The following is an 18,079-nucleotide window of genomic DNA, read 5'->3' as shown; positions in this document are numbered from 1 at the left end:
CAGCGCAACCGGCGTACCCTGCAGCTGTTAGCATCTGGTGATTTTGGCCCTGGATCCGAGGCACATCATGAGCGTTGAACCGCATGCACCGGAGTCCGCGGGAAGCGTCCGCTCCCGGGTAGCCGCTCACCCTGTTGCCGCTTTCCTGATCCTCGCCATCCCGCTGGCCTGGCTGGCGCAGTGCCTGGCCATCATCCTGCTGCAGGACATCACTCCCGGGCTCCTGGTGGAACTGTTGATCCTGCTGGGGGCAGCGGTTTTTGTGACGGCGGCGTCGGAAGGCCGCGCCGGCGTCCGCCGACTCTTCAGCGGAGTGGTCCGCTGGCGCGTGGCTGCCGGCTGGTACGTCATCGCGTTGCTGGCGCTGCCCGTCCTGACGCTGCTGACCGCCGTCGTGACCGGAACTCTCCGCGAGCCGGGGAGCGGCTGGGCAACAACCGCGGGGCTGTATCTGCTGAAGGCAGTGGTCATCGGTGCCCTGCTGGGCAACGTCTGGGAGGAACTGGCCTGGGCGGGAGTGGTCCAGCGGCGGCTGATGGACCGGAAGGGCGTGCTCGCAGGCTCCCTGCTGACGGCCATTCCATTCGCGCTGATCCATCTGCCCCAGGCGTTCGCGCAGCGCGGGTTCACAGCCACCCCTTGGGCGGACGTTGTCCTCTCCTGGGGAGTCCTCTTCGGTTTCGCCCTGGTGGCGCGCTACCTACTGGGTATGGTCTACGTGGGGACCGGCGGGAGCATCCTGGTCCTCGGGCTCCTGCACGGGTCCATGAACGCGTCCCAGGGCATGGACGCGGTGGACTGGTGGCAGTTCATCCCGGCGGTGGTGGTGCTGACCGCGGCGGTCGCGGCCTACCTCGCCGCCAGGTCCCGGACCACCGGCCAGGGCAGCAGCGGACATGCCCTGCGCCGGCGGCGTATCCGGCCCTACCGGGCAGCAAACCCGTAGCGGTCAGCCGGCAGAAGGGAGTTACGGACATGGGAGACACAAAGAACGACGGCGGGCTCCGCCGGCCTGAGCTGCGGCTGTCCGCCACGCTGCTCTTCGCCGGCGTCCTCGTCTCGCTGCTGGCAGGACTCCGGCATCCGGACGCGGCCAGCGCCAACGACCACACCGCGACGTTCGCTGAGTATGCCGCCAGTGACGCCTGGATCGCCGTCCACCTCGGGCAGTTCCTTGGCATGGCGCTGCTCATCTGCGGACTGCTGGTGCTGGCCTTCGCACTCAACGTCCGTCACGGGGCGGCGGCCTGGGGTGTCCGGGTGGGTGCTGCGGCAGCCATTACGGCGCTGGCCCTCTACGGCGTCCTGCAGGGCGTGGACGGCGTGGCGCTTAAACATGCCGTCGATGCCTGGGCGGGCGCCGCCGAGGGGGAGAAAGCCCTCCGCTTCGCCGCCGCGGAGGACATCCGGTGGCTTGAGTGGGGAGTCAGAAGCTACCAGAGCTTCATGCTGGGTTCAGCGCTCATCCTGTTCGGCATTGCCATCGCCGCCACGCGCAGGGTTTCCCGGTTCATCGGCTACCTGATGGTGCTTTCCGGCGCGGCCTACCTGGTGCAGGGCTGGATCATTGGCGCCGAGGGTTTCTCCGCATCCAATTCCCTGCCCACCTTGTCCGGCATTGTGCTGGTCGTCGGGTGGACCGGCTGGCTCCTCGTCGCGGCATGGCGGGGGAAAGGGCGTGGGAAGGCCGGCGCCCAGGCTTCCGCTGGCTAGTCTTCCGGCGCCCGGTCTTCCGCCTGCTGGTCTTCCGCCTGCTGGTCTTCCGCCCACTGGCCGGTGCGGATAATCTGGGAATGCCAGGATGCTGCCAGAACAGCACCCCAGTTTCTGGCCAAGAGAGGCACGACATGTCAGAGAAGCTGCATCTAGCCCCGGAAGACGAGTTTCCGGAAGATCTCTCAGAAGTTGAGGATAAGGATCTTCAGGTCCTCGACAGCCAGGTCCAGCGCCAGCTGGATTATGAATATGTGGCCGAGGGCGAACCGAACCCGGAGACCGAATTCAGGCACTTCGACCTCGATGAGGAATTCAGCGAACGGGACAAGCGGGACTAACCGCCCACCGGTATTTCCAGCACGTTCGCTTCATCAAACCACCTACTCTGCGTTCCCAGCTGAGCGCTAAGCCCCTGCATCCTCACTCCGATGTGGCGTGAGCTCTTCCCGGCCAGCCGCGCCTGGAACCCGGCGATGACCGTCGGATGGAGCTGCAGCCGGACGGGCACGGCCCCTGCGGTTTCCAGGCAGAAGATGAACGACTGGTCGTTGCGCTCCTCGGGATCCACCGCATAGTCGTCAATGAAGTCACCGGCGCTGTAGATGAGGGGCCGTCCGCGGTAGAGCTCGACGCCACGGAAGACATGCGCCGAATGCCCGAACACGACGTCGGCCCCGGCGTCCACCAGCGCCCGCCCCAGGTCCCGGTGCGCGGACGGCACATCTGCTCCCCAGTTGCCGCCCCAGTGAGCCGAAACCACCAGCAGATCGGCCCGGGCCTTGGAGCGGCGGACCAGGGCCAGCAGATCCCGCACCCGGGCGTCGCCCTGCTGCCGCCCGTCCGTCGGTACGTAGTAGACCCCGGGCCGGTGCGGCCCGGCCTCCCAGTCCGGCTGGTTGTCCGTGAAGGCAATGAGTCCGACGGCGGCCGGACCCGCCCGCATGATCGCGGGCCGTTGCGCGGCCTCCAGGTCCGGCCCCGCTCCGGCGTGAAGGATTCCGCGGCGGTCCAGCGCGGGCAGCGTCTCCCGGAAGGCGTCCGTCCCGTAGTCGAGCACATGGTTGTTGGCGAGGGAGACGGCGTCGATGGCTGCCGCGGCCAGGACGGCCGCGTTGCGGACGTCCGAGCGAAAGTGGAACACCTTCCCCGGCTGCGGCGTCCCGGCATCGGCCAGGACGCATTCGAGGTTGGCGAACCGGATGTCCCCCTGAGCCAGGACGGGGAGCGTATCGCCCCAAGGGAACGCGGGCGGGACGGACCTGAGCTGCTGGTTCACCAGGCGGCCAAGCATCACGTCACCCAGGAACACCAGGCGCATGGTCCGCCTCCCGCCCCTCCACAGTCTGCCTACTTTTCCGCCGGGTGCTCCGCCGGGCCGGCCACGGCATGCCGGGAACCCGCTCTGAGGGCGGTCCTGATGCTCACTTTCGAGGTGTAGGAGATGGATCCGTATTGGAAGAGCCGCACCGCCACCCGGAGCATCAGGGCAGCCCCGATGTAGAGGATGGCGATCACCACGGCCGCCTCCACGATGCCCAGTGAGCCGAAGGCGTTCCGCAGCAGGGCCGTGACCGGGGCGGAGAACGGGAAGTAGGTGAACACCTGCACGATCGGGGAGTGCGGCTCGGAGACCACCAGGCTGACCGAATAGAACGGAATAAAGATCAGGGCGATCATCACGCCCATGAAATTTCCGGCTTCCTTGGCGGTGGGCATGACGGCGCCGATGGCCACCAGGGTGGTGGTGAACAGGGCGAAGCCGCCCACCAGGATCAGCAGGCCCACCGTCATGCGCAGGGGGTCGAATTCGAGCTGGGACGCGTCGAACTCCGGGATGCGCATGGCGTCACGATAGAAAAGTGCGCCGACCAGGATGGGGGAGGCGAAGACGGCCACCTGCACCAGGCCCACCATGAACAGGGCCAGCACCTTTCCGGTGATGAGGGTGGTGGGTTTGAGCGTCGTCAGGATCATCTCGGTGACCCTGTTCTCCTTCTCCTCCAGCGTGGAGTTCAGCATCTGCCCGGCAAGGAGCACCACCAGCCCGTAAAAGACCACCAGGAATGCCAGCGGCGGGACCACGGAGTTCATGCCGCCGGACACCTCGGACCCCTGGTAGGTGACGGTGTCCACCTGCGCCGACCCTGACGCGAGGCGGGACAGCTGGGGCGACCCGATTTTCACGGCCACGGCGCGGGCCAGCATGGCCTGGGCAACGGCGGCGTACTTGCCGTTCTCAAACAGCCCCCGGTCCGCGCCGTAGGCCTTTACTGCAGTGGTTTCGGGGTGGGCGGGGAACTCGAAGTAGGCATCCACGGCGCCGGACTGGACGTCCCTGATCCCGGCGGCGGACGAGGCCGCGGGAACGGCTCCGAACGCGGCCGCGTCCGCCGGCGTGATGAGGCCGGAGGCGTCCAGGTAGGAGATGCTGAACTGGGCGTTCTTCTGGGCCTCGGCGGCGGTGCTGGTGCTGGTGTTGCTGAGGAAGATCATCCCGAACACCACCGCCATGATGACGGGCACGGACAGGGTGCCGATCCAGAAGCGCAGCTTGGTGACGGTGCGCACGAATTCGAAGCTGATGACCGTTCCAAGGTTGTGCTGGGCCATGGCTAGGCTCCCCGTGCGGCGGCCGCGCGGGCGGGAACGGACGACGGCGGCTGGGTGTGGTCCCCGTACACGCGGATGAAGATGTCCTCCATCGAGATTTTGGTGGTGGTGAAACTCCGAATGACCAGGCCGGCGTCCATGAGTTCCCGCAGGATGGCCGCTTCGTCGGTGCCGTCCGTGATGGAGAGCTCCGCATAGTTGGTTTCTTCCAGCGTCACCTCATAGTGGGGCGACGGCGGAATGGGCCCGGCGTGGCGGATGCGCACGATCCTGCCGCCATATTTGTTCTGGACCTCATCGATGGTGCCGTAGGCCTCGGACGTGCCGTCTTTCAGGAGGATGATGCGGTCGCACAGCCGCTCCACTTCCTCCATCTGGTGGGTCACCATCACCACGGTGGCGCCGTCGCTCTTTTGCTCCCCGATGATGTCCATCAGCAGCCGGCGGTTCACGGGGTCGAAGCCCTTGGTGGGTTCGTCCAGGATGAGGAGCTCCGGACGGTTCATGATGGTGACGCCGAGCTGGACCTTCTGCTGCTCGCCGCTGGAGAGCTTGTCCACCTGGGTGGCGGCCTTGCCGGCCAGGTCCACCCGGTTCAGGTAGGCCAGTGACCACTGCCGCGCCGAATGCCGGTCCATTCCCTTGAGGCGGCCGAAGTAGGTCATGACGTCCATGACCTTTTCCTTCTTGTAGAGCCCGCGTTCCTCCGGAAGATAGCCCAGCCTGCTGCCGTGCTCGGGTTTGAACGGCCGGCCGTTGATGTGGAGAACCCCGGCCGTGGGTTCGTAGAGGCCCAGGAGCGCGCGGATGGTGGTGGTCTTGCCGGAGCCGTTGCTGCCCAGGAACCCGAACGTTTCGCCGGCCCGGACATCGAAGGACAGGTCGCGGACCACGGTGGTGTCAGCGAAGTCCATCCGGAACCCGCTGATGTGCACCACTGGCTCGTCCATGGCTGTCGCCGCCTGTACCGATCATTGCCCGCCGGTGTCGGTTCCCCCGGGGCGGGCTGCCATGTGACCAGACTGGCTGCGGATGCTCCCGAACGGAAGGGGCGAAGGTCCCGGCAGCCGGCGCAGCACATGAAATGGCCGGGACACGGAAATCTCCGCGCCCCGGCCATCAGGTAACGACTACTTGTCGCTGATGGTGTCCTTGGCGTCCTCGGCGGCGTGCTTCGCGTCGGCCGTGCCCTGATCAATCTTGCCCTCGGTCTCGAGCTTGCTGTTGTTGGTCAGCTTGCCCAGTGCTTCCTTGGCCTCGCCGATTGCTTTCTCGGCAGCGTTCTTGATCTTGTCGCCCAAACCCATGTTTGTTTCCTCAATCAGTTGATCAGTCGCAGGAGGGCGGATGCCAACCGTTGCCCCTCCACCCTAGGTGCAACCGGCTTCCAGCAGTGCCATCCGCAGTTTTGCGTCGATGGCGCCGCGGCCGGCGCACGGTCAAACGTTGAGGCGGCGGCGTAACCGGAACACGAGCTCGACGGCGGCGCACCCGCCAACCGCCGCCAGCAGGGCGGCGTTGCGGAGCGTGTCCGGCGGCGAGGCGATGCCGAAGAAGTCGGCAATGACGGGGACGGTGAGCAGCGCGAACAGCCCGGCATACATTGAGGCGACGATGAGGAGGCGCCAGCGGTTCAGCGGCCGGGAGAGCACCACGAGCACCCAGAGTGCCACGAGGGCGAGCACCATCACCGAGCCGGTCCGCACGGAGTCCTGCCCGTACACCCCTGCGACCGCCGCATAGGCATTCACCGCAAGCACCGCCGCGGTGATGATGAGGCCGGCGGGGACGGCAAACGTCAGCGAGCGTTTGAGGAAGCCGGGCCGGTAGAGCCGGGCGTTGGGCATAAGGGCGAGGAAGAACGCGGGGATGCCGATGGTGAGCCCGTCGGTGGCGGAGAGCTGTCGCGGCAGGAACGGAAAGCCCCACAGCAGGCCGCCGAAGGCCACCGACAGGGCAATGGCATAGGCTGTTTTGGCGAGGAACAGCATGGAGACTCGCTCGATGTTGGCGATGACCCGCCTGCCCTCTGCCACGACGCCGGGGAGCCTGTCGAAGCGGCCGTCCAGCAGCACCAGCCGGGAGACGGCCTTGGTGGCCGCCGCGGCTGAGCCCATGGCAATCCCGATGTCCGCCTCTTTTAGCGCCAGGGCGTCATTGACTCCGTCCCCGGTCATGGCCACCACATGGCCCCGGCTGCGCAGGGCTGCGACCATGGCCTTCTTTTGTGCCGGGGTGACCCTGCCGAACACTGTGTGGTTCTGCAGGACGTCGGCCATGAGCTCAGGATCTTCGGGGAGCTCGCGGGCATCGTAGCCGTCGGCGGCGTCCAGGCCCACGTTGCGGGCAACAGCCGCCACGGTCCGCGGATCGTCGCCGGAGAGGATCCGGAGGTCGACGCCCTGCTTCCGGAAGTAGGCCAGGGTCGCGGCGGCGTCGGGCCTTATCTTTTCGCGGAAGGTCAGCACCGCGGCGGGCACCAGCATGGACGGCAGGGCTGCCGCTTCCGCCTCCCGGTCTGCCATGGGCCGCCCGGCATGGGCCAGGACCAGTGCCCGGAGGCCGGACGATGCAAGCCCGGCGGCCGACGCCAGTGCCCGGGCGTGTCCCGGAGTCGTGGCCTCGAGGACCAGTTCCGGGGCGCCCAGCACCCAGGCGCCGGGCGCGGACCCGTTGTTGAAGCTGACCGCACTCCATTTCCGCGAGGAGGCGAAGGGGACGGAAGACGCCGGGCGGAGGCCGCCGTCGTCCTTGTAGACAGCGGCGAGGCAGCGGGCGGTGGCGTTTGCGTCGGGGTCGGCGCCGAACCAGCCCAGCGCCTGCTGCCATCCTTCCGCCGGTGCGGCGCCGGCGTCGTGCACGCCGTCGAAAATGATCTTGCCCTCAGTGAGGGTGCCGGTCTTGTCCAGGCAAAGCATGTCCACCCGGGCCAGGCCTTCGACGGCTGCCAGTTCCTGGATGAGGACCTTGTCGCGGGCCAGCCGCAGCCCGCCCAGCGCGAAGGCGACGCTGGCCATGAGCACCAGGCCCAGCGGGACCATGGCGATGACGCTTGCCACGGCGCCCACGGCCGCGGTCTTCCAGGCGCCGGTGTCCAGCGCCTGGTTCCAGCCGCCCTGGGCCTGCATCTCCCCGTTGACAACGATGGCCATGACGGGGAGGAGGCCCCATGTGATCCATCGCAGGACCTTGTTGAGGCCGGTGCGGATTTCCGAGTTGACCAAGGAAAAACGCTTGGCCTGCGTTGTGAGCTTGCCGGCAAAGGAGTCGTCCCCGACGCGGATCACCTGGGCCCGGCCCTGGCCGCCCACAACACTGGACCCTGCCAGCACCTCGGTCCCCGGTGCTTTGTCCACAGGGTTGGATTCGCCGGTGAGCAGGGATTCGTCGATTTCCAGCCCGTGGGCGTCGTACACGGTGGCGTCCGCGGGCACCTGGTCCCCGGCGAAGAGCAGGATGACGTCGTCCAGGACCACCTCGGCCGTTGGAATGTCCTGGATGGCGCCGTCCCTCAGGACCCGTGCGTGCGGGAAGTTCAGTACCGCCAGCCGGTCCAGCGACTTCTTGGCCCGGTATTCCTGGACCACCCCGATGACGGCGTTACCGACGGCCGCGAAGCCGAAGAGGGCGTCCTGCCACTGCCCCAAGGCCAGGAGCAGCACGAAGCTCCCGGCCACAATGGCATTGAACAGTGTCAGGACGTTGGCACGGAAGATGTCCCAGATGCTGCGGCTTGATGCGTTCGAGACAAGGTTGGCCAGGCCTCCGCGGACACGTTCGGAGACGTCGGCACTGGACAGCCCGTGCCCGCGCCACCTCTCCATGCCAAACCGGTGGGTGCGTTGCCCCGTCACCATGAGTGTTGCTCCCTTAGGCATCCGCCGCTCGTGTCCTTAGTGTGGCACGCCGGCCGGCCCTTGGCCCGCTTTGGTGCGGTCCCGCGGATGTGGTCCGCAGATGCGCGGGAACGGTACCATCATGACCATGCCCGGAGTTCTCGACATTGCAGGTCCCATCCTGGAAGTGCTGACCTGGATTTGCCTGCCTGCCGGCCTGATTCTCCTGGTTATCGTGGAGACGATGAGGCGGTTCGAGGATCAGTGGGCGCAGTCGGAGGGCGTGGTCTACTCCGACGAGAGCGGCGTGGGTTTCCGCTGGTACGACCACCATCACCAAGTCCACAACGCGCCCATGTCCCCGCATGACATCCGGCATATGGCCCCGGGGGACGCCGTCACCATCCACTATGCGGTGAAGACGCCCACCCGCTGGCGGACCAGCGCGCCGGAGGTGCGCGGCGAGGCGGCCGGGGTCCTTGGCTGGATCCTGAGCGGCATCGGTGCGGCAGCCATGGTGGCCGGGTTCCTGCTGCCGATGTTCTGAGCCGTTACAGCTCGAAGTGCGTCCTCGTCGGGCCTTGGCCCAGGGAATCGACGATTGCCGTTGCCACGCCGTGCAGTTTGACGTTCCGCGCGCTCGAAGCGGACTTGAGGAGCTCGAAGGCTTCCTCCTGGCTGCACCGGTTCTGCGCCATGATGATGCCAATGGCGACGTCGATGGCGGTGCGGGACTCCAGTGTTGCCTTGAGGTTGGCCGCAGTCTCGCTGAAGTGGGCGAACCTCACCGCCAGCCGGAGGGCCAGGGACGTCTGGCTGACAAAATCCTCGGCGAGTTCCAGGACCTTGCCCTCGAACCGGCCCGGGCGGTGGGAGTAGAGATTCAGCGCCGCGCGGGTGTCGCCGTCAAGCTGGAAGGGGACGGCGAGGATGGACCGGACTCCGTGCCCCAGAACGGTATCCGAGTATTTCGGCCAGCGCTCATGGGTTTCAAGGTCCTTGATGTGCACCGTCACCTGGTCGCGGGAAGCGGTCATGCACGGACCGTCACCAAAGGCGTACTGGATCTCATCCATGGCCTGCGCTTCGGGGCTGCTGCTGGCCACGGTGGCTGCCTTCCGGTGCCGGAGCAGGGTAATCCCGCACAGGACGGCGTCTCCCGGTTCGGAAAGGATGCGCGCGGAGACGCGTGCGAGTTCGTGGAGGAATTGCTCAACATCGGAGCTGTTCAACACGATCTCATTAAGGTGCTGGCTGATGGACGTTGCGGTGTGTGCGGTCGACTCGCTGGCCACGATGTTCTTGCTGCCGTTTCATTCAGGTCAAAACGAGCCGGCAAAGCGGCCGCCCACCCTGGCGATCGCAACGCGGGCAGCAGGCAGAGAAGCCGGATCGTAGAACTATCCAACGGCTCTCTGCTAAACCGTACCGAGAAATTATATACATCAGTCACGGGGGTTGCGGGTGCGTGTGACAAGGCCCACCGCCGGGCCGGCCGGCCCGGCGGAAGCCTTCGATGCCCGGCTAATCCGGGCCGAAAGTCCCTCGCAACCGGCCGCCGCCTGCCGGATAGTTGGAGAAAAGCGGCCGCCGTTGTCCCTCCCCGCATGCCGAGCTCCGCACCGCCGGCTCACCCGGATCCGCATGGCGGCCTTGAGCCACGAGGCGAACGGCTGGCCATGAGCATTTTCGAGGACAGGGTTGAAGTGGGACGGCGGCTGGGGCAGCGCCTCGAATACCTCCGGGGCCAGGACATCGTGGTCCTCGGGCTGCCCCGCGGCGGCGTTCCGGTGGCGTTCGAGGTGGCCACGGCGCTGGACGCACCCCTGGACGTGATCGTGGTGCGGAAGCTGGGCGTCCCGTTCCAGCCGGAACTGGCCATGGGGGCCATCGGTGAAGGCGGTGCGCGGGTGCTGGACAAGCACATCATTTCCCGGGTACGCGTGACGCAGGCCGAACTTGACGCCGTTGAAGACCGGGAGCGCGCCCTGCTCGAGTCGCGGGTGGCCCGGTTCAGGAAAGGTCGGACCCGTGCGGATCTGCATGGACGCACCGCAGTGATAGTCGACGACGGCATCGCCACCGGGTCCACAGCCCGGGTTGCCTGCCTCATCGCCCGTCAACTGGGTGCAGCCAAGGTGATTCTGGCCGTGCCGGTGGCCCCGGCGGACACGCTCGCGGACCTTACGGAACCGGACGAAGTGGTGTGCCTTGCCACGCCGCGCCAGTTCACGGCAGTCGGCTACCACTACCGTGATTTCTCGCCGACTGACGACGACGAAGTAGTCCTGCTGCTCGATGCGGCAGCGAAGCGGCTGCACAGCGCCCGGACGGTTGCCAACGGCACCGCCGTCGATGAGGACGTCCAGATCGAAGCCGGAGCGGCGCGGCTCCAGGGGCACCTCTACCTGCCCGAGGCGGGTGCTGCCGTCGTGCTGTTCGCCCACGGCAGCGGCAGCAGCCGGCACAGCCCCCGCAACCGTTTCGTGGCGGCGTTCCTCCAGCGGGCGGGGCTGGGGACGTTGTTGCTGGACCTGCTCACTCCGGCCGAGGAGCTCAACCGGGCCAATGTGTTCGACATCGGGCTGCTCGCCGGCCGGCTGACCGGGGCTACTGAGTGGCTCGCCGAGCGGCCGGACACAGCCGGGAGCCGCGTGGGGTACTTCGGCGCGAGCACGGGGGCAGGGGCTGCTCTGTGGGCCGCCGCGGAACCCGGCGCCCGCATTGGTGCCGTGGTTTCCCGGGGCGGCCGCCCCGATCTCGCCGGCGACCGGCTCTCAGCCGTCCGTGCCCCCACGCTCCTGATAGTGGGCGGGGCGGACCGTGAAGTCCTGGAGCTCAACCGCTGGGCCCAGGCGCTGCTGCGCTGTCCCAGCCAGTTGTCCGTTGTTCCGGGCGCCACGCATCTTTTCGAAGAACCCGGGACGCTATCTGAGGCCGCGGCGTTGGCCAGGGACTGGTTCGTCCGCTACCTTCAGCCAAGCGCGGATGCGCCGGGGGACTGACCCGGCCGTTTATCCCGCAGTATCTCCTGGTACAGGGAGACGTGGTCGGCCACCATCCGCCCCACGCTAAAGCGCAGCTCGGCGGCCCGGCGGCAGGCAGTCCGGTCCAGGCCGGGGGCCAGCAACAGTGCTTTGGCCAGCTCATCGATGCCGCTCCGCAGGTACCCGGTGACGCCGTCGTCCACGATCTCGGGGGCCGCCCCGGATCCGGTGCCCACCACCGGGGTGCCGGTTGCCAGGGCTTCGATCATCACCAGGCCGAAGGGTTCCGGCCACTGGATCGGGTTGAGGAATGCCGCTGCGCCGCCCATGAGCTGGTACTTCTCCGCCACGGCGAGTTCCCCGAGGAACTCCACGTCCGGTCCGAGGAGCGGGGCAATCCGGCTGTCGAAGTAGTCTTTCTCGTCCCGGCCCTGGACACGGGCGGACATCAGCAGCCTGAACCCGGCCTGCCGCGCGATCAGGATGGCCTCCCGCGGCCCTTTGTCCGGGCTCATCCGCCCGAGGAATGCCGCGTATCCGCCGGTGCCGTCACCCACCGGCACGGCGTCAACGTCGATTCCGTGGTGGATCACGCGGGCGATCCGGACCCCGGCGGCATCCGCAGCCTGTCGATGCGAAATGGCCACCATGGCCACATCCGGCCCCATCAGCCGGTAGAGATCGCCCAGTCGCGAACTGAACGGCCCGTGGTTGGTGGTGACCACCGGCAGCGAGGCGGGGCGGTAGCGGAAGAAGGGTCCTGCCACCGTGTGATCGTGGACGAGGTCCACGTCGGTCAAAGCCGCATAGGCCCGGGCCACATGGTAAAGCTCGGTGGCGGCGGACCAGGTGGCGGACGAACCCGCGCTGGGCTCCGGCATGTCAGGCACCAAGGGAACCGGGCAGGTGCTCCCGGCGGGCGCGGCCAGCAGCACCTCATGGCCGGCGGCAGCGAGTCCGCGTGCCAGCCCGTCCACCACCACTTCGGTGCCGCCATAGCGGGGCGGAGGCACCTGCAACCAGGGCGGAGCGATGAGGCCGATACGCACGTTGGATCATCTCCTCGCACCCGGGGACGCCGCGGTATGCCGCTCGTATAGATTCCCAGCCGGGCCTGTTGTTTCCCAGTGCCTTTAGTCCCGTTACGCCGTCTATTGAGCCGCTGTGCCGGTCTTGGTACTGTGTTGATACCAGTCTGGGGTTGGTGCATAGGAACTCGGTGAAGCAGTCCGCCGTGTGTGTTTCGCTGCTGTGGGGAGTTGCATGGTCCCGGACCTTCCGGTATTCGAGCAGTATCGGTCAGAACACTACGATCGCCTCCGGTTGAGCGGCGAGCGCTTTTCCGGCGATCCGCCCTCTAAAATGCCCGCCCCCGAATCCCTTGACGGTGTCCGCCGGCCGTCCTTCGCCCGGTGGCGGCATGTGGCGTGAACCCATCCGCCGGCGCACCGAAGACCTGTTGCGCGATTTCGTGGCCCGGGCAGACGAACTCGTGCGTGCCCAGGACCAGATGCAGGGCCTGCTGGGGGCGGTGGTTTCCCTCACCGAAGACCTCAGCCTCGAAGCAGTCCTGGACCGTGTGGTGCAATCAGCCTGCGAGCTGGTGGGCGCGCGCTACGGCGCGCTGGGCGTGATCAACGGCGACCACGAACTGGGCCACTTCATCACCGTGGGAATCGACGACGACGGCGTCCGCCTGATCGGCGACCTCCCCACCGGACGCGGGGTACTGGGGCACCTGATCCGCCGGCCCGAGGCACTTCGGCTGGACGATCTGGGCGCGACTGAAATGGCCAGCGGCTTCCCGCCCCACCACCCGGACATGAAGACATTCCTGGGGGTGCCGGTCAGGGTCCGGGGTGCCGTCTTTGGGAACCTCTACCTGACGGAAAAGCTCGACGGCGCGCCATTCACCGCGGAGGACCAGGAGCTCGCCTCGGCGTTGGCGGCGGCCGCCGGCGTGGCCATCGAGAACGCCCGGCTGTACGAGGACACCCGCCGCCGCCAACGCTGGCTGGAGGCCGGGCTGGAGGTCAGCGACCAGCTGAGTTCGGCGCTGTTCCCCGGCGAAACCGACAACCTGGACCTCGTTGCCGAGCGGGCACTGACCGTCTCGGACTCGATCCTCGCCGTGATTGCCTACCCTGATTCCGACGGCACCCAGCGGTGCCGGACCATGGTGGGTGTCCAGTCCCTTCCTGCCGGCCAGGAGCTGCCGGCATCCAAAGTCATGAGGGACGTCCTTGAAACCGGGACGTCCGCACTTGTCAGGGACCCGAACGAGGTGTTCGGGCCGGGAACGGACGGGAAACTGGGCCCCCTGCTGGTGGCTGCCCTGGGGCGCAAGAGCAGCGAGCGCGGCCTGCTGATCCTGGCACGCCCCGCAGGAGGCCCCTTGTATCTCCAGTCCGACCTGCAGTCCTGCGCCGTCTTCGGTTCCAGGGTGGGGCTGGCCCTCGGGCTGGTCAGGGCACGGCAGCGCCGGGAGGAGCAGCTGCTGTCCACGGACCGCGACAGGATCGCCCGCGACCTGCACGATCTGGTGATCCAGCGGCTCTTCGGTGCGGGGCTGAGCATGCAGAGCCTGCGGCGTTACATCCCGGACCCCGTGGCCCAGGAGCGCATCTCCGCGGTGACAGCCGAATTGGACGGCACCATCCATGAGCTCAGGGACACCATTTACTCGATGCGGACCGGCCACGGCCAGAAGGAACCGCTCACCGGCCTCATCATGCGGACCATCCACGAGGGGATCCGCAACTCCGAATTCTCCCCTAAAGTCCAACTGACAGGGCCGGTTGACGAAGCGGTTCCCGACGCCGTGGTGGAGCAGTTGCTGCCAGTGCTGTCCGAGGGGCTGAGCAACGCCGTCCGGCACTCCGGGGCGGATGAAATCGACATTTCGCTGACGGCCCGGACGGACTGCGTGGAACTCCGGATTACGGACAACGGCTGCGGGTTCGAAAACCCCGCCAGGGTCAGCGGCATCGCCAACATGAAGCACCGGGCCATGGCACTGGGCGGCGAGTGCTCCATCACGAGCAGCCCCGGGCACGGCACCCGGCTGACGTGGACCGCGCCGTCGAAGTGACCTCGGGTGCGGGTTGCGACGGCATCCTCAGCCACGCAGTTCGAAACCCAGTTTGGCGAGGATGCCGGCCACCTGGACCTTGACCGCTGTCCGGGCGAATCTCGTCTCCTCGCTGATCTGGCTGTTGGTCAGCCCCTGGCCCATGAGTGCCAGGACCCTCAGTTCCTGTGCGTTGAGGCCGCTGTGCCTTCGGTTGACTTGTGCCTGGTACAGGCCCTCCATGACCTTGCGTTCGATGCCGGGCTCCAGCAGTGACTCGCCGGTTGCCACCTTTCGGATTCCCTCAAGCAGAGTGGTCCCGGGCAACTGCCGGAGTACGTAGCCGGCCGCCCCGGCCAGTACTGCGCTGCTGAGGGCATGGTCGTCGTCGTAACTGCTCAGCAGCAGGCACCGGAGGCCAGGATTGTCGGCGAGAATTTCCCGGCACACTTCAATGCCGGTGCCGTCCGGCAAATGAGCGCCGATCACCACGAGGTCGGGATGCAGTTCCGGGATCCGGCTGCTTGCCTCGGAGGCCGATCCGCTTTCACCGACCACCTGGAAATGCGCCTCTTCCAGCAGCTCGCGCAGTCCCATCCGGACCAGGGCATGGCTGTCCAGGATATATACGCGCGTTCCCCCAACAACGTCGTTCCCGATTGCTGGGTCAGTGGCCACCGTGAGCATCACCCAGTCCTGGCTTCATGGGGTCCGCGACGGCACTTCCCGTGTGAGCGTTGCCGCTTCGGCGGGTATGGAAGGCGTAGTACAGCAGGCACAGGCCGGCCACCAGCGGCACCACCGCGGTGAGATACTCCATCGTGCGGAAATTTACGGCCGACTGGAAGGCAAAGGACAGCCCCAGCACGGCCAGTACGGCAGCAGGAATGAGCGGCCACTTCATCCGCTCCGGGGTGAGGGTCAGCGCGGCAAAGGTTGCGGCGAGCCCCAGGAACAGCACTGCGGCCACCGGCGTTCCGTCCAGTGCCGGCGGCAAGGCCACCACCAGGGCAAGGGTGAGCAGGACGCCGCAGGGAATCAGCGCCCACCAGTTGGACCGCTCCCGGAGGTACACCGCCGCGAAGCCGGCGGAGATGAAGAGGAAGAACAGTGAGCCCGGCCAGTCGCCCGCTGAAGCGGGCCACAGCTGTGTGGTGGCGATGACCGCGGCCAGCCCCAGGAGGACAAACCCCGGAATGGCCGCCCACCAGTTCGTTCGGCTCCTGGAAAACACCGCCAGGAAGGCTGCGCCGGAGGCGCCGAAGATAAACGGCCACACCAGCAGTGCGGTGTCGAGGACGCGCAGGGCGTCCAACAACAACAGGACGCCGGCCAGCAGGAGGACTACGCCTGCGATGATGCTCGCCGATGCTGCTTTCATGACGACGCTCCAGGGGCTTGGCGCGCGGTGCTTGCCGCGCTGATGCATTCAGGTTAGGGCTTGGACGCGAACCGGGGTCAGAGCACAAAGTCACTGAACGCCCCGTGGCCTTCCGGGGGATGCCCGGCTTCAGCCGGACTTTGGACCCGGTTCCGGTTCTGCCACTTTGGAGTCCTGGCCCACCACCAAAACAGGGCAATGGGCGTGCGCGGCACAGGCGCCGCTGACGGATCCCATGACCTGGGTGAGAAACCCGCCTTCCCCCCGCCGGCCCACCACCAGCAGCTGCGCATCGCGGCTTTCATCGACCAGGGTCTTCGCAGGCGGACCGAACTTCACGGTGCGGGACAGCCGCGCCGGGGGTTCTGACCCAAAGGCCCTCTCCACGGCCTGGTCCACCAGGCGCTTGGCTGTCTCTTCGAGTTCCTCCATGCTGGGGACCCGCCCGGCAGGCATGTGCGAAGCGAGGTAGAAATCAGAGGTGCCCAGGCATGTGATGATCTCCAGCGGGGCGTTGAGGCTTCCGGCCATTCGTCCGGCGAGCTGCAAGGCAGCTGTGGAGAATTCGGAGCCGTCCACGCCCACCACAATGCGTTCTTCAGTGTTCATGGGTTCCAGCGTGCGCCGCCCGGCACCCCTTGCCTAGGGTCCAAAGTCACCGGGGTTTCCTCCATGACTTTCGGCTCTATTGACTTAACCGTCCGAGGGACGATCCTTAATATCAATCCGGTTCGGAGGTCAATGATGCCGCTTTCTGAACATGAAAAGGACATCCTCAGGCAGATGGAGCAGTCGCTTCACGAGGACGATCCGCAATTCGCCGCGCGCATGGAGGGCCAGGCCTGGTCGCTGATGCGTCGGATTGTCCTAGGGGCCCTGTGCGTGGTCTGCGGATTCCTTGCGGTGATCGCCGGCGCCGCCTTGCAGCTGATGTATTTGGGCGTCGCGGGCTTTGCCGTGATGGTTGCGGGCGGCTACTACGCATCGTTTGGCATCAGCCCGAGCAGGCTCCCTTTCGGACGCCCGAGCCTGGGGCTGCCGGGCCAGTCGCAGCACATCTGAGGACCATCACCCATGACTTCACGTAGCCAGGTGCCAGCCGCTGCCCCGGATGCCGGAGGCTCCCTGAACGGCCGGAGGCTCCTGCGCCGGGCCTGGATCGCCGTTGCCGCCATCCCGGTCGCGTTCGTGGCCGGAATGGTCATCGGCGAGGGGCTGCTCTCGCTGCAGGGATACACAGGTGAGGACACTGTTCCCCTGGGTGTCGTTGCGCTCGCGGCGGGGCCGGCCCTCGTGGTGATCCTGGCGCCGGAACTGGCTGCGGCGGTGCTCGGATTCAGGGCGCGGGGCCGTGGTGAAGCGCGGGGCATCATTCCGGCAGTCATCGGCATTGTGGCGGCCGCCTTCACCATCCTCGCGAACACCCTTCCCCTCCTGCTCCGGGCCGGCTGAGGGCCGCCGGCAGGCAGGGGCGTACTTTCCTAGGACTCAGAGGGCCATGCAGAAGGGCTGCATCCGTGCCGCTGCGCCTCTAGGGTGGAATGACGACGGCGGCACACGGTCGCGGAAGACCGCCGGCCGCCAACTACCCAGAGGAGTTCCTGATGAGAGTTGCTGTAACCGGAGGAAGCGGAAAACTGGGCAGGAGCGTGGTGCGCAGGCTCACCGAGGACGGCCATGACGTCCTGAACCTGGACCGCACGGGCACCCGGGACCGCGGCTTCACCGAGGTTGACCTGCGCAACTACGGGCAGGTCCTGGACGTCATCCTGGGCCTCGATGACCGCCACGAAGGATTCGACGCGATCGTTCACCTGGGGGCCATCCCGGCTCCGGGACTCGCGCCGGACGCGGCCACGTTCGAGAACAACATGCTTGCCACCTACAACGTCTTCCAGGCGGCCCGCCGGGCCGGAATCAAGAAGGTGGTGTACGCCTCCAGCGAGACGGTGCTGGGACTTCCGTTCGACGTCGAACCTCCCTATATCCCGGTGGATGAGGAATATCCGGCACGGCCGGAAAGCACCTACTCGCTGGTGAAGCACCTGGAAGAGCAGATGGCGATCCAGCTGACCCGATGGGACCCGGAACTGAGCATCACCGGCCTGCGGTTCTCCAACGTGATGGACCCCGAGGACTATGAGGCTTTTCCCTCCTTTGACTCTGACGCCACGCAGCGGAAGTGGAACCTGTGGGGCTACATTGACGGCCGCGACGGCGCCCAGGCCGTGGCCCGCGCACTGGAAAACGGCAAACCGGGATTCGAGGCGTTCATCATCGCCAATGAAGACACGGTCATGAGCCGGTCCAGCGCCAGCCTCGCAGCGGAGGTCTTTCCGGGCGTCAAAGTGGTCAAGGAGCTTGGCGAACACGAAACCATGCTGTCCATCGACAAAGCCAAGCGCCTCCTGGGGTTCGCTCCGGAGCACACGTGGCGCACCTACCACTCGAACCGCACCACGCCCACCGAAGACTGAGG

At 66.9% G+C, this 18,079-nt stretch carries 19 protein-coding genes; 9 read left to right on the top strand and 10 right to left on the bottom strand.

All coding sequences use genetic code 11. The features are described 5' to 3' along the window. The first annotated feature begins 67 nt into the window (after nucleotides 1-67). The 3 genes from TV39_RS17550 (at nucleotide 68) to TV39_RS17540 (ending at nucleotide 2,054) form a co-directional block, all read left to right on the top strand. Nucleotides 68-946, top strand: coding sequence for a CPBP family intramembrane glutamic endopeptidase (locus tag TV39_RS17550; protein WP_043484107.1), 879 nt, complete (start codon nucleotides 68-70; stop codon nucleotides 944-946). 29 nt (nucleotides 947-975) lie between these two features. After that, entirely contained in the window at nucleotides 976-1,713 is a 738-nt protein-coding gene (locus TV39_RS17545) for a DUF4386 family protein (RefSeq protein WP_043484104.1), read from the top strand. Between the two features lie 134 nt (nucleotides 1,714-1,847). Beyond that, on the top strand, nucleotides 1,848-2,054 hold the full coding sequence (locus TV39_RS17540; RefSeq protein WP_043484102.1) for a hypothetical protein: 207 nt from the start codon (nucleotides 1,848-1,850) through the stop codon (nucleotides 2,052-2,054). On the opposite strand, the gene TV39_RS17535 is transcribed toward TV39_RS17540, so the two are convergent. From TV39_RS17535 to TV39_RS17520, 5 genes are all read right to left on the bottom strand, one after another. Continuing rightward, nucleotides 2,051-3,034, bottom strand: a complete 984-nt coding sequence (locus TV39_RS17535) for a CapA family protein (protein ID WP_043484100.1) — start codon at nucleotides 3,032-3,034, stop codon at nucleotides 2,051-2,053. The two genes, TV39_RS17540 and TV39_RS17535, sit on opposite strands and share 4 nt — an antisense overlap. A gap of 29 nt (nucleotides 3,035-3,063) precedes the next feature. Next, nucleotides 3,064-4,326 (bottom strand): ABC transporter permease, encoded by a 1,263-nt coding sequence (locus TV39_RS17530; protein WP_043484098.1) that lies wholly within the window; start codon nucleotides 4,324-4,326, stop codon nucleotides 3,064-3,066. Nucleotides 4,327-4,328: 2 nt separating this feature from the next. Beyond that, complete coding sequence (locus TV39_RS17525) at nucleotides 4,329-5,276, bottom strand: ABC transporter ATP-binding protein (protein ID WP_043484096.1); 948 nt, start codon at nucleotides 5,274-5,276, stop codon at nucleotides 4,329-4,331. A gap of 180 nt (nucleotides 5,277-5,456) precedes the next feature. After that, nucleotides 5,457-5,633, bottom strand: a complete 177-nt coding sequence (locus TV39_RS21845; RefSeq protein ID WP_082049858.1) for a CsbD family protein — start codon at nucleotides 5,631-5,633, stop codon at nucleotides 5,457-5,459. Nucleotides 5,634-5,765: 132 nt separating this feature from the next. After that, the gene (locus tag TV39_RS17520) at nucleotides 5,766-8,204 is read right to left on the bottom strand and encodes an HAD-IC family P-type ATPase (RefSeq protein WP_235347432.1); all 2,439 of its coding nucleotides are present in this window, start codon (nucleotides 8,202-8,204) and stop codon (nucleotides 5,766-5,768) included. Between the two features lie 100 nt (nucleotides 8,205-8,304). Between TV39_RS17520 and TV39_RS17515 the strand changes: the two genes are divergently transcribed. Continuing rightward, nucleotides 8,305-8,709: a hypothetical protein gene (locus TV39_RS17515; protein WP_326942850.1), complete on the top strand. Its 405-nt coding sequence runs from the start codon at nucleotides 8,305-8,307 to the stop codon at nucleotides 8,707-8,709. Nucleotides 8,710-8,713: 4 nt separating this feature from the next. Here the strand turns inward: TV39_RS17515 and TV39_RS17510 are convergent, their stop codons facing one another. Further along, complete coding sequence (locus TV39_RS17510; protein WP_043484094.1) at nucleotides 8,714-9,457, bottom strand: GAF and ANTAR domain-containing protein; 744 nt, start codon at nucleotides 9,455-9,457, stop codon at nucleotides 8,714-8,716. A gap of 384 nt (nucleotides 9,458-9,841) precedes the next feature. On the opposite strand from TV39_RS17510, the gene TV39_RS17505 reads away from it, so the two are divergent. Further along, complete coding sequence (locus tag TV39_RS17505) at nucleotides 9,842-11,167, top strand: phosphoribosyltransferase (RefSeq protein WP_043484092.1); 1,326 nt, start codon at nucleotides 9,842-9,844, stop codon at nucleotides 11,165-11,167. Here TV39_RS17505 and TV39_RS17500 read toward each other — a convergent pair. Next, on the bottom strand, nucleotides 11,137-12,198 hold the full coding sequence (locus TV39_RS17500) for a glycosyltransferase family 4 protein (RefSeq protein ID WP_043484090.1): 1,062 nt from the start codon (nucleotides 12,196-12,198) through the stop codon (nucleotides 11,137-11,139). The two genes, TV39_RS17505 and TV39_RS17500, sit on opposite strands and share 31 nt — an antisense overlap. 371 nt (nucleotides 12,199-12,569) lie before the next feature. Between TV39_RS17500 and TV39_RS17495 the strand changes: the two genes are divergently transcribed. Further along, on the top strand, nucleotides 12,570-14,240 hold the full coding sequence (locus TV39_RS17495) for a GAF domain-containing sensor histidine kinase (protein WP_043484087.1): 1,671 nt from the start codon (nucleotides 12,570-12,572) through the stop codon (nucleotides 14,238-14,240). Between the two features lie 27 nt (nucleotides 14,241-14,267). On the opposite strand, the gene TV39_RS17490 is transcribed toward TV39_RS17495, so the two are convergent. The 3 genes from TV39_RS17490 to TV39_RS17480 form a co-directional block, all read right to left on the bottom strand. Next, nucleotides 14,268-14,906, bottom strand: a complete 639-nt coding sequence (locus TV39_RS17490) for a response regulator transcription factor (RefSeq protein WP_043484084.1) — start codon at nucleotides 14,904-14,906, stop codon at nucleotides 14,268-14,270. Continuing rightward, complete coding sequence (locus TV39_RS17485) at nucleotides 14,887-15,600, bottom strand: hypothetical protein (protein ID WP_043484081.1); 714 nt, start codon at nucleotides 15,598-15,600, stop codon at nucleotides 14,887-14,889. The genes TV39_RS17490 and TV39_RS17485 overlap by 20 nt, the downstream gene beginning before the upstream one ends. Before the next feature lie 129 nt (nucleotides 15,601-15,729). Beyond that, nucleotides 15,730-16,209: a universal stress protein gene (locus tag TV39_RS17480; RefSeq protein ID WP_043484077.1), complete on the bottom strand. Its 480-nt coding sequence runs from the start codon at nucleotides 16,207-16,209 to the stop codon at nucleotides 15,730-15,732. 132 nt (nucleotides 16,210-16,341) lie between these two features. Here TV39_RS17480 and TV39_RS17475 point away from each other — a divergent pair, with 132 nt between their 5' ends. From TV39_RS17475 to TV39_RS17465, 3 genes are all read left to right on the top strand, one after another. Further along, nucleotides 16,342-16,662 carry a DUF3040 domain-containing protein gene (locus TV39_RS17475; RefSeq protein ID WP_052500613.1) on the top strand — a complete coding sequence of 107 codons (321 nt, stop codon included), beginning with the start codon at nucleotides 16,342-16,344 and terminating at the stop codon, nucleotides 16,660-16,662. A gap of 12 nt (nucleotides 16,663-16,674) precedes the next feature. Beyond that, nucleotides 16,675-17,052, top strand: a complete 378-nt coding sequence (locus TV39_RS17470) for a hypothetical protein (RefSeq protein WP_144406458.1) — start codon at nucleotides 16,675-16,677, stop codon at nucleotides 17,050-17,052. 152 nt (nucleotides 17,053-17,204) lie between these two features. Continuing rightward, the gene (locus tag TV39_RS17465; RefSeq protein ID WP_043484071.1) at nucleotides 17,205-18,077 is read left to right on the top strand and encodes an NAD-dependent epimerase/dehydratase family protein; all 873 of its coding nucleotides are present in this window, start codon (nucleotides 17,205-17,207) and stop codon (nucleotides 18,075-18,077) included. The last annotated feature ends 2 nt before the right edge of the window (nucleotides 18,078-18,079 follow it).

Source organism: Arthrobacter sp. SPG23 (assembly GCF_000876655.1).
Classification (GTDB): Bacteria; Actinomycetota; Actinomycetes; order Actinomycetales; family Micrococcaceae; genus Arthrobacter.
Note: the sequence above shows the minus strand (reverse complement) of the source record. Positions and strands in the feature narration are given on the sequence as shown.

What these genes read in the sequence shown, in the direction of transcription:
- TV39_RS17550 (WP_043484107.1), top strand. Translation starts at nt 68, where the DNA reads ATGAGCGTTGAACCGCATGCACCGGAGTCCGCGGGAAGCGTCCGCTCC.
- TV39_RS17545 (WP_043484104.1), top strand. Translation starts at nt 976, where the DNA reads ATGGGAGACACAAAGAACGACGGCGGGCTCCGCCGGCCTGAGCTGCGG.
- TV39_RS17540 (WP_043484102.1), top strand. Translation starts at nt 1,848, where the DNA reads ATGTCAGAGAAGCTGCATCTAGCCCCGGAAGACGAGTTTCCGGAAGAT.
- TV39_RS17535 (WP_043484100.1), bottom strand. Translation starts at nt 3,034, where the DNA reads ATGCGCCTGGTGTTCCTGGGTGACGTGATGCTTGGCCGCCTGGTGAAC.
- TV39_RS17530 (WP_043484098.1), bottom strand. Translation starts at nt 4,326, where the DNA reads ATGGCCCAGCACAACCTTGGAACGGTCATCAGCTTCGAATTCGTGCGC.
- TV39_RS17525 (WP_043484096.1), bottom strand. Translation starts at nt 5,276, where the DNA reads ATGGACGAGCCAGTGGTGCACATCAGCGGGTTCCGGATGGACTTCGCT.
- TV39_RS21845 (WP_082049858.1), bottom strand. Translation starts at nt 5,633, where the DNA reads ATGGGTTTGGGCGACAAGATCAAGAACGCTGCCGAGAAAGCAATCGGC.
- TV39_RS17520 (WP_235347432.1), bottom strand. Translation starts at nt 8,204, where the DNA reads ATGCCTAAGGGAGCAACACTCATGGTGACGGGGCAACGCACCCACCGG.
- TV39_RS17515 (WP_326942850.1), top strand. Translation starts at nt 8,305, where the DNA reads ATGACCATGCCCGGAGTTCTCGACATTGCAGGTCCCATCCTGGAAGTG.
- TV39_RS17505 (WP_043484092.1), top strand. Translation starts at nt 9,842, where the DNA reads ATGAGCATTTTCGAGGACAGGGTTGAAGTGGGACGGCGGCTGGGGCAG.
- TV39_RS17495 (WP_043484087.1), top strand. Translation starts at nt 12,570, where the DNA reads ATGTGGCGTGAACCCATCCGCCGGCGCACCGAAGACCTGTTGCGCGAT.
- TV39_RS17490 (WP_043484084.1), bottom strand. Translation starts at nt 14,906, where the DNA reads ATGCTCACGGTGGCCACTGACCCAGCAATCGGGAACGACGTTGTTGGG.
- TV39_RS17485 (WP_043484081.1), bottom strand. Translation starts at nt 15,600, where the DNA reads ATGAAAGCAGCATCGGCGAGCATCATCGCAGGCGTAGTCCTCCTGCTG.
- TV39_RS17480 (WP_043484077.1), bottom strand. Translation starts at nt 16,209, where the DNA reads ATGAACACTGAAGAACGCATTGTGGTGGGCGTGGACGGCTCCGAATTC.
- TV39_RS17475 (WP_052500613.1), top strand. Translation starts at nt 16,342, where the DNA reads ATGATGCCGCTTTCTGAACATGAAAAGGACATCCTCAGGCAGATGGAG.
- TV39_RS17470 (WP_144406458.1), top strand. Translation starts at nt 16,675, where the DNA reads ATGACTTCACGTAGCCAGGTGCCAGCCGCTGCCCCGGATGCCGGAGGC.
- TV39_RS17465 (WP_043484071.1), top strand. Translation starts at nt 17,205, where the DNA reads ATGAGAGTTGCTGTAACCGGAGGAAGCGGAAAACTGGGCAGGAGCGTG.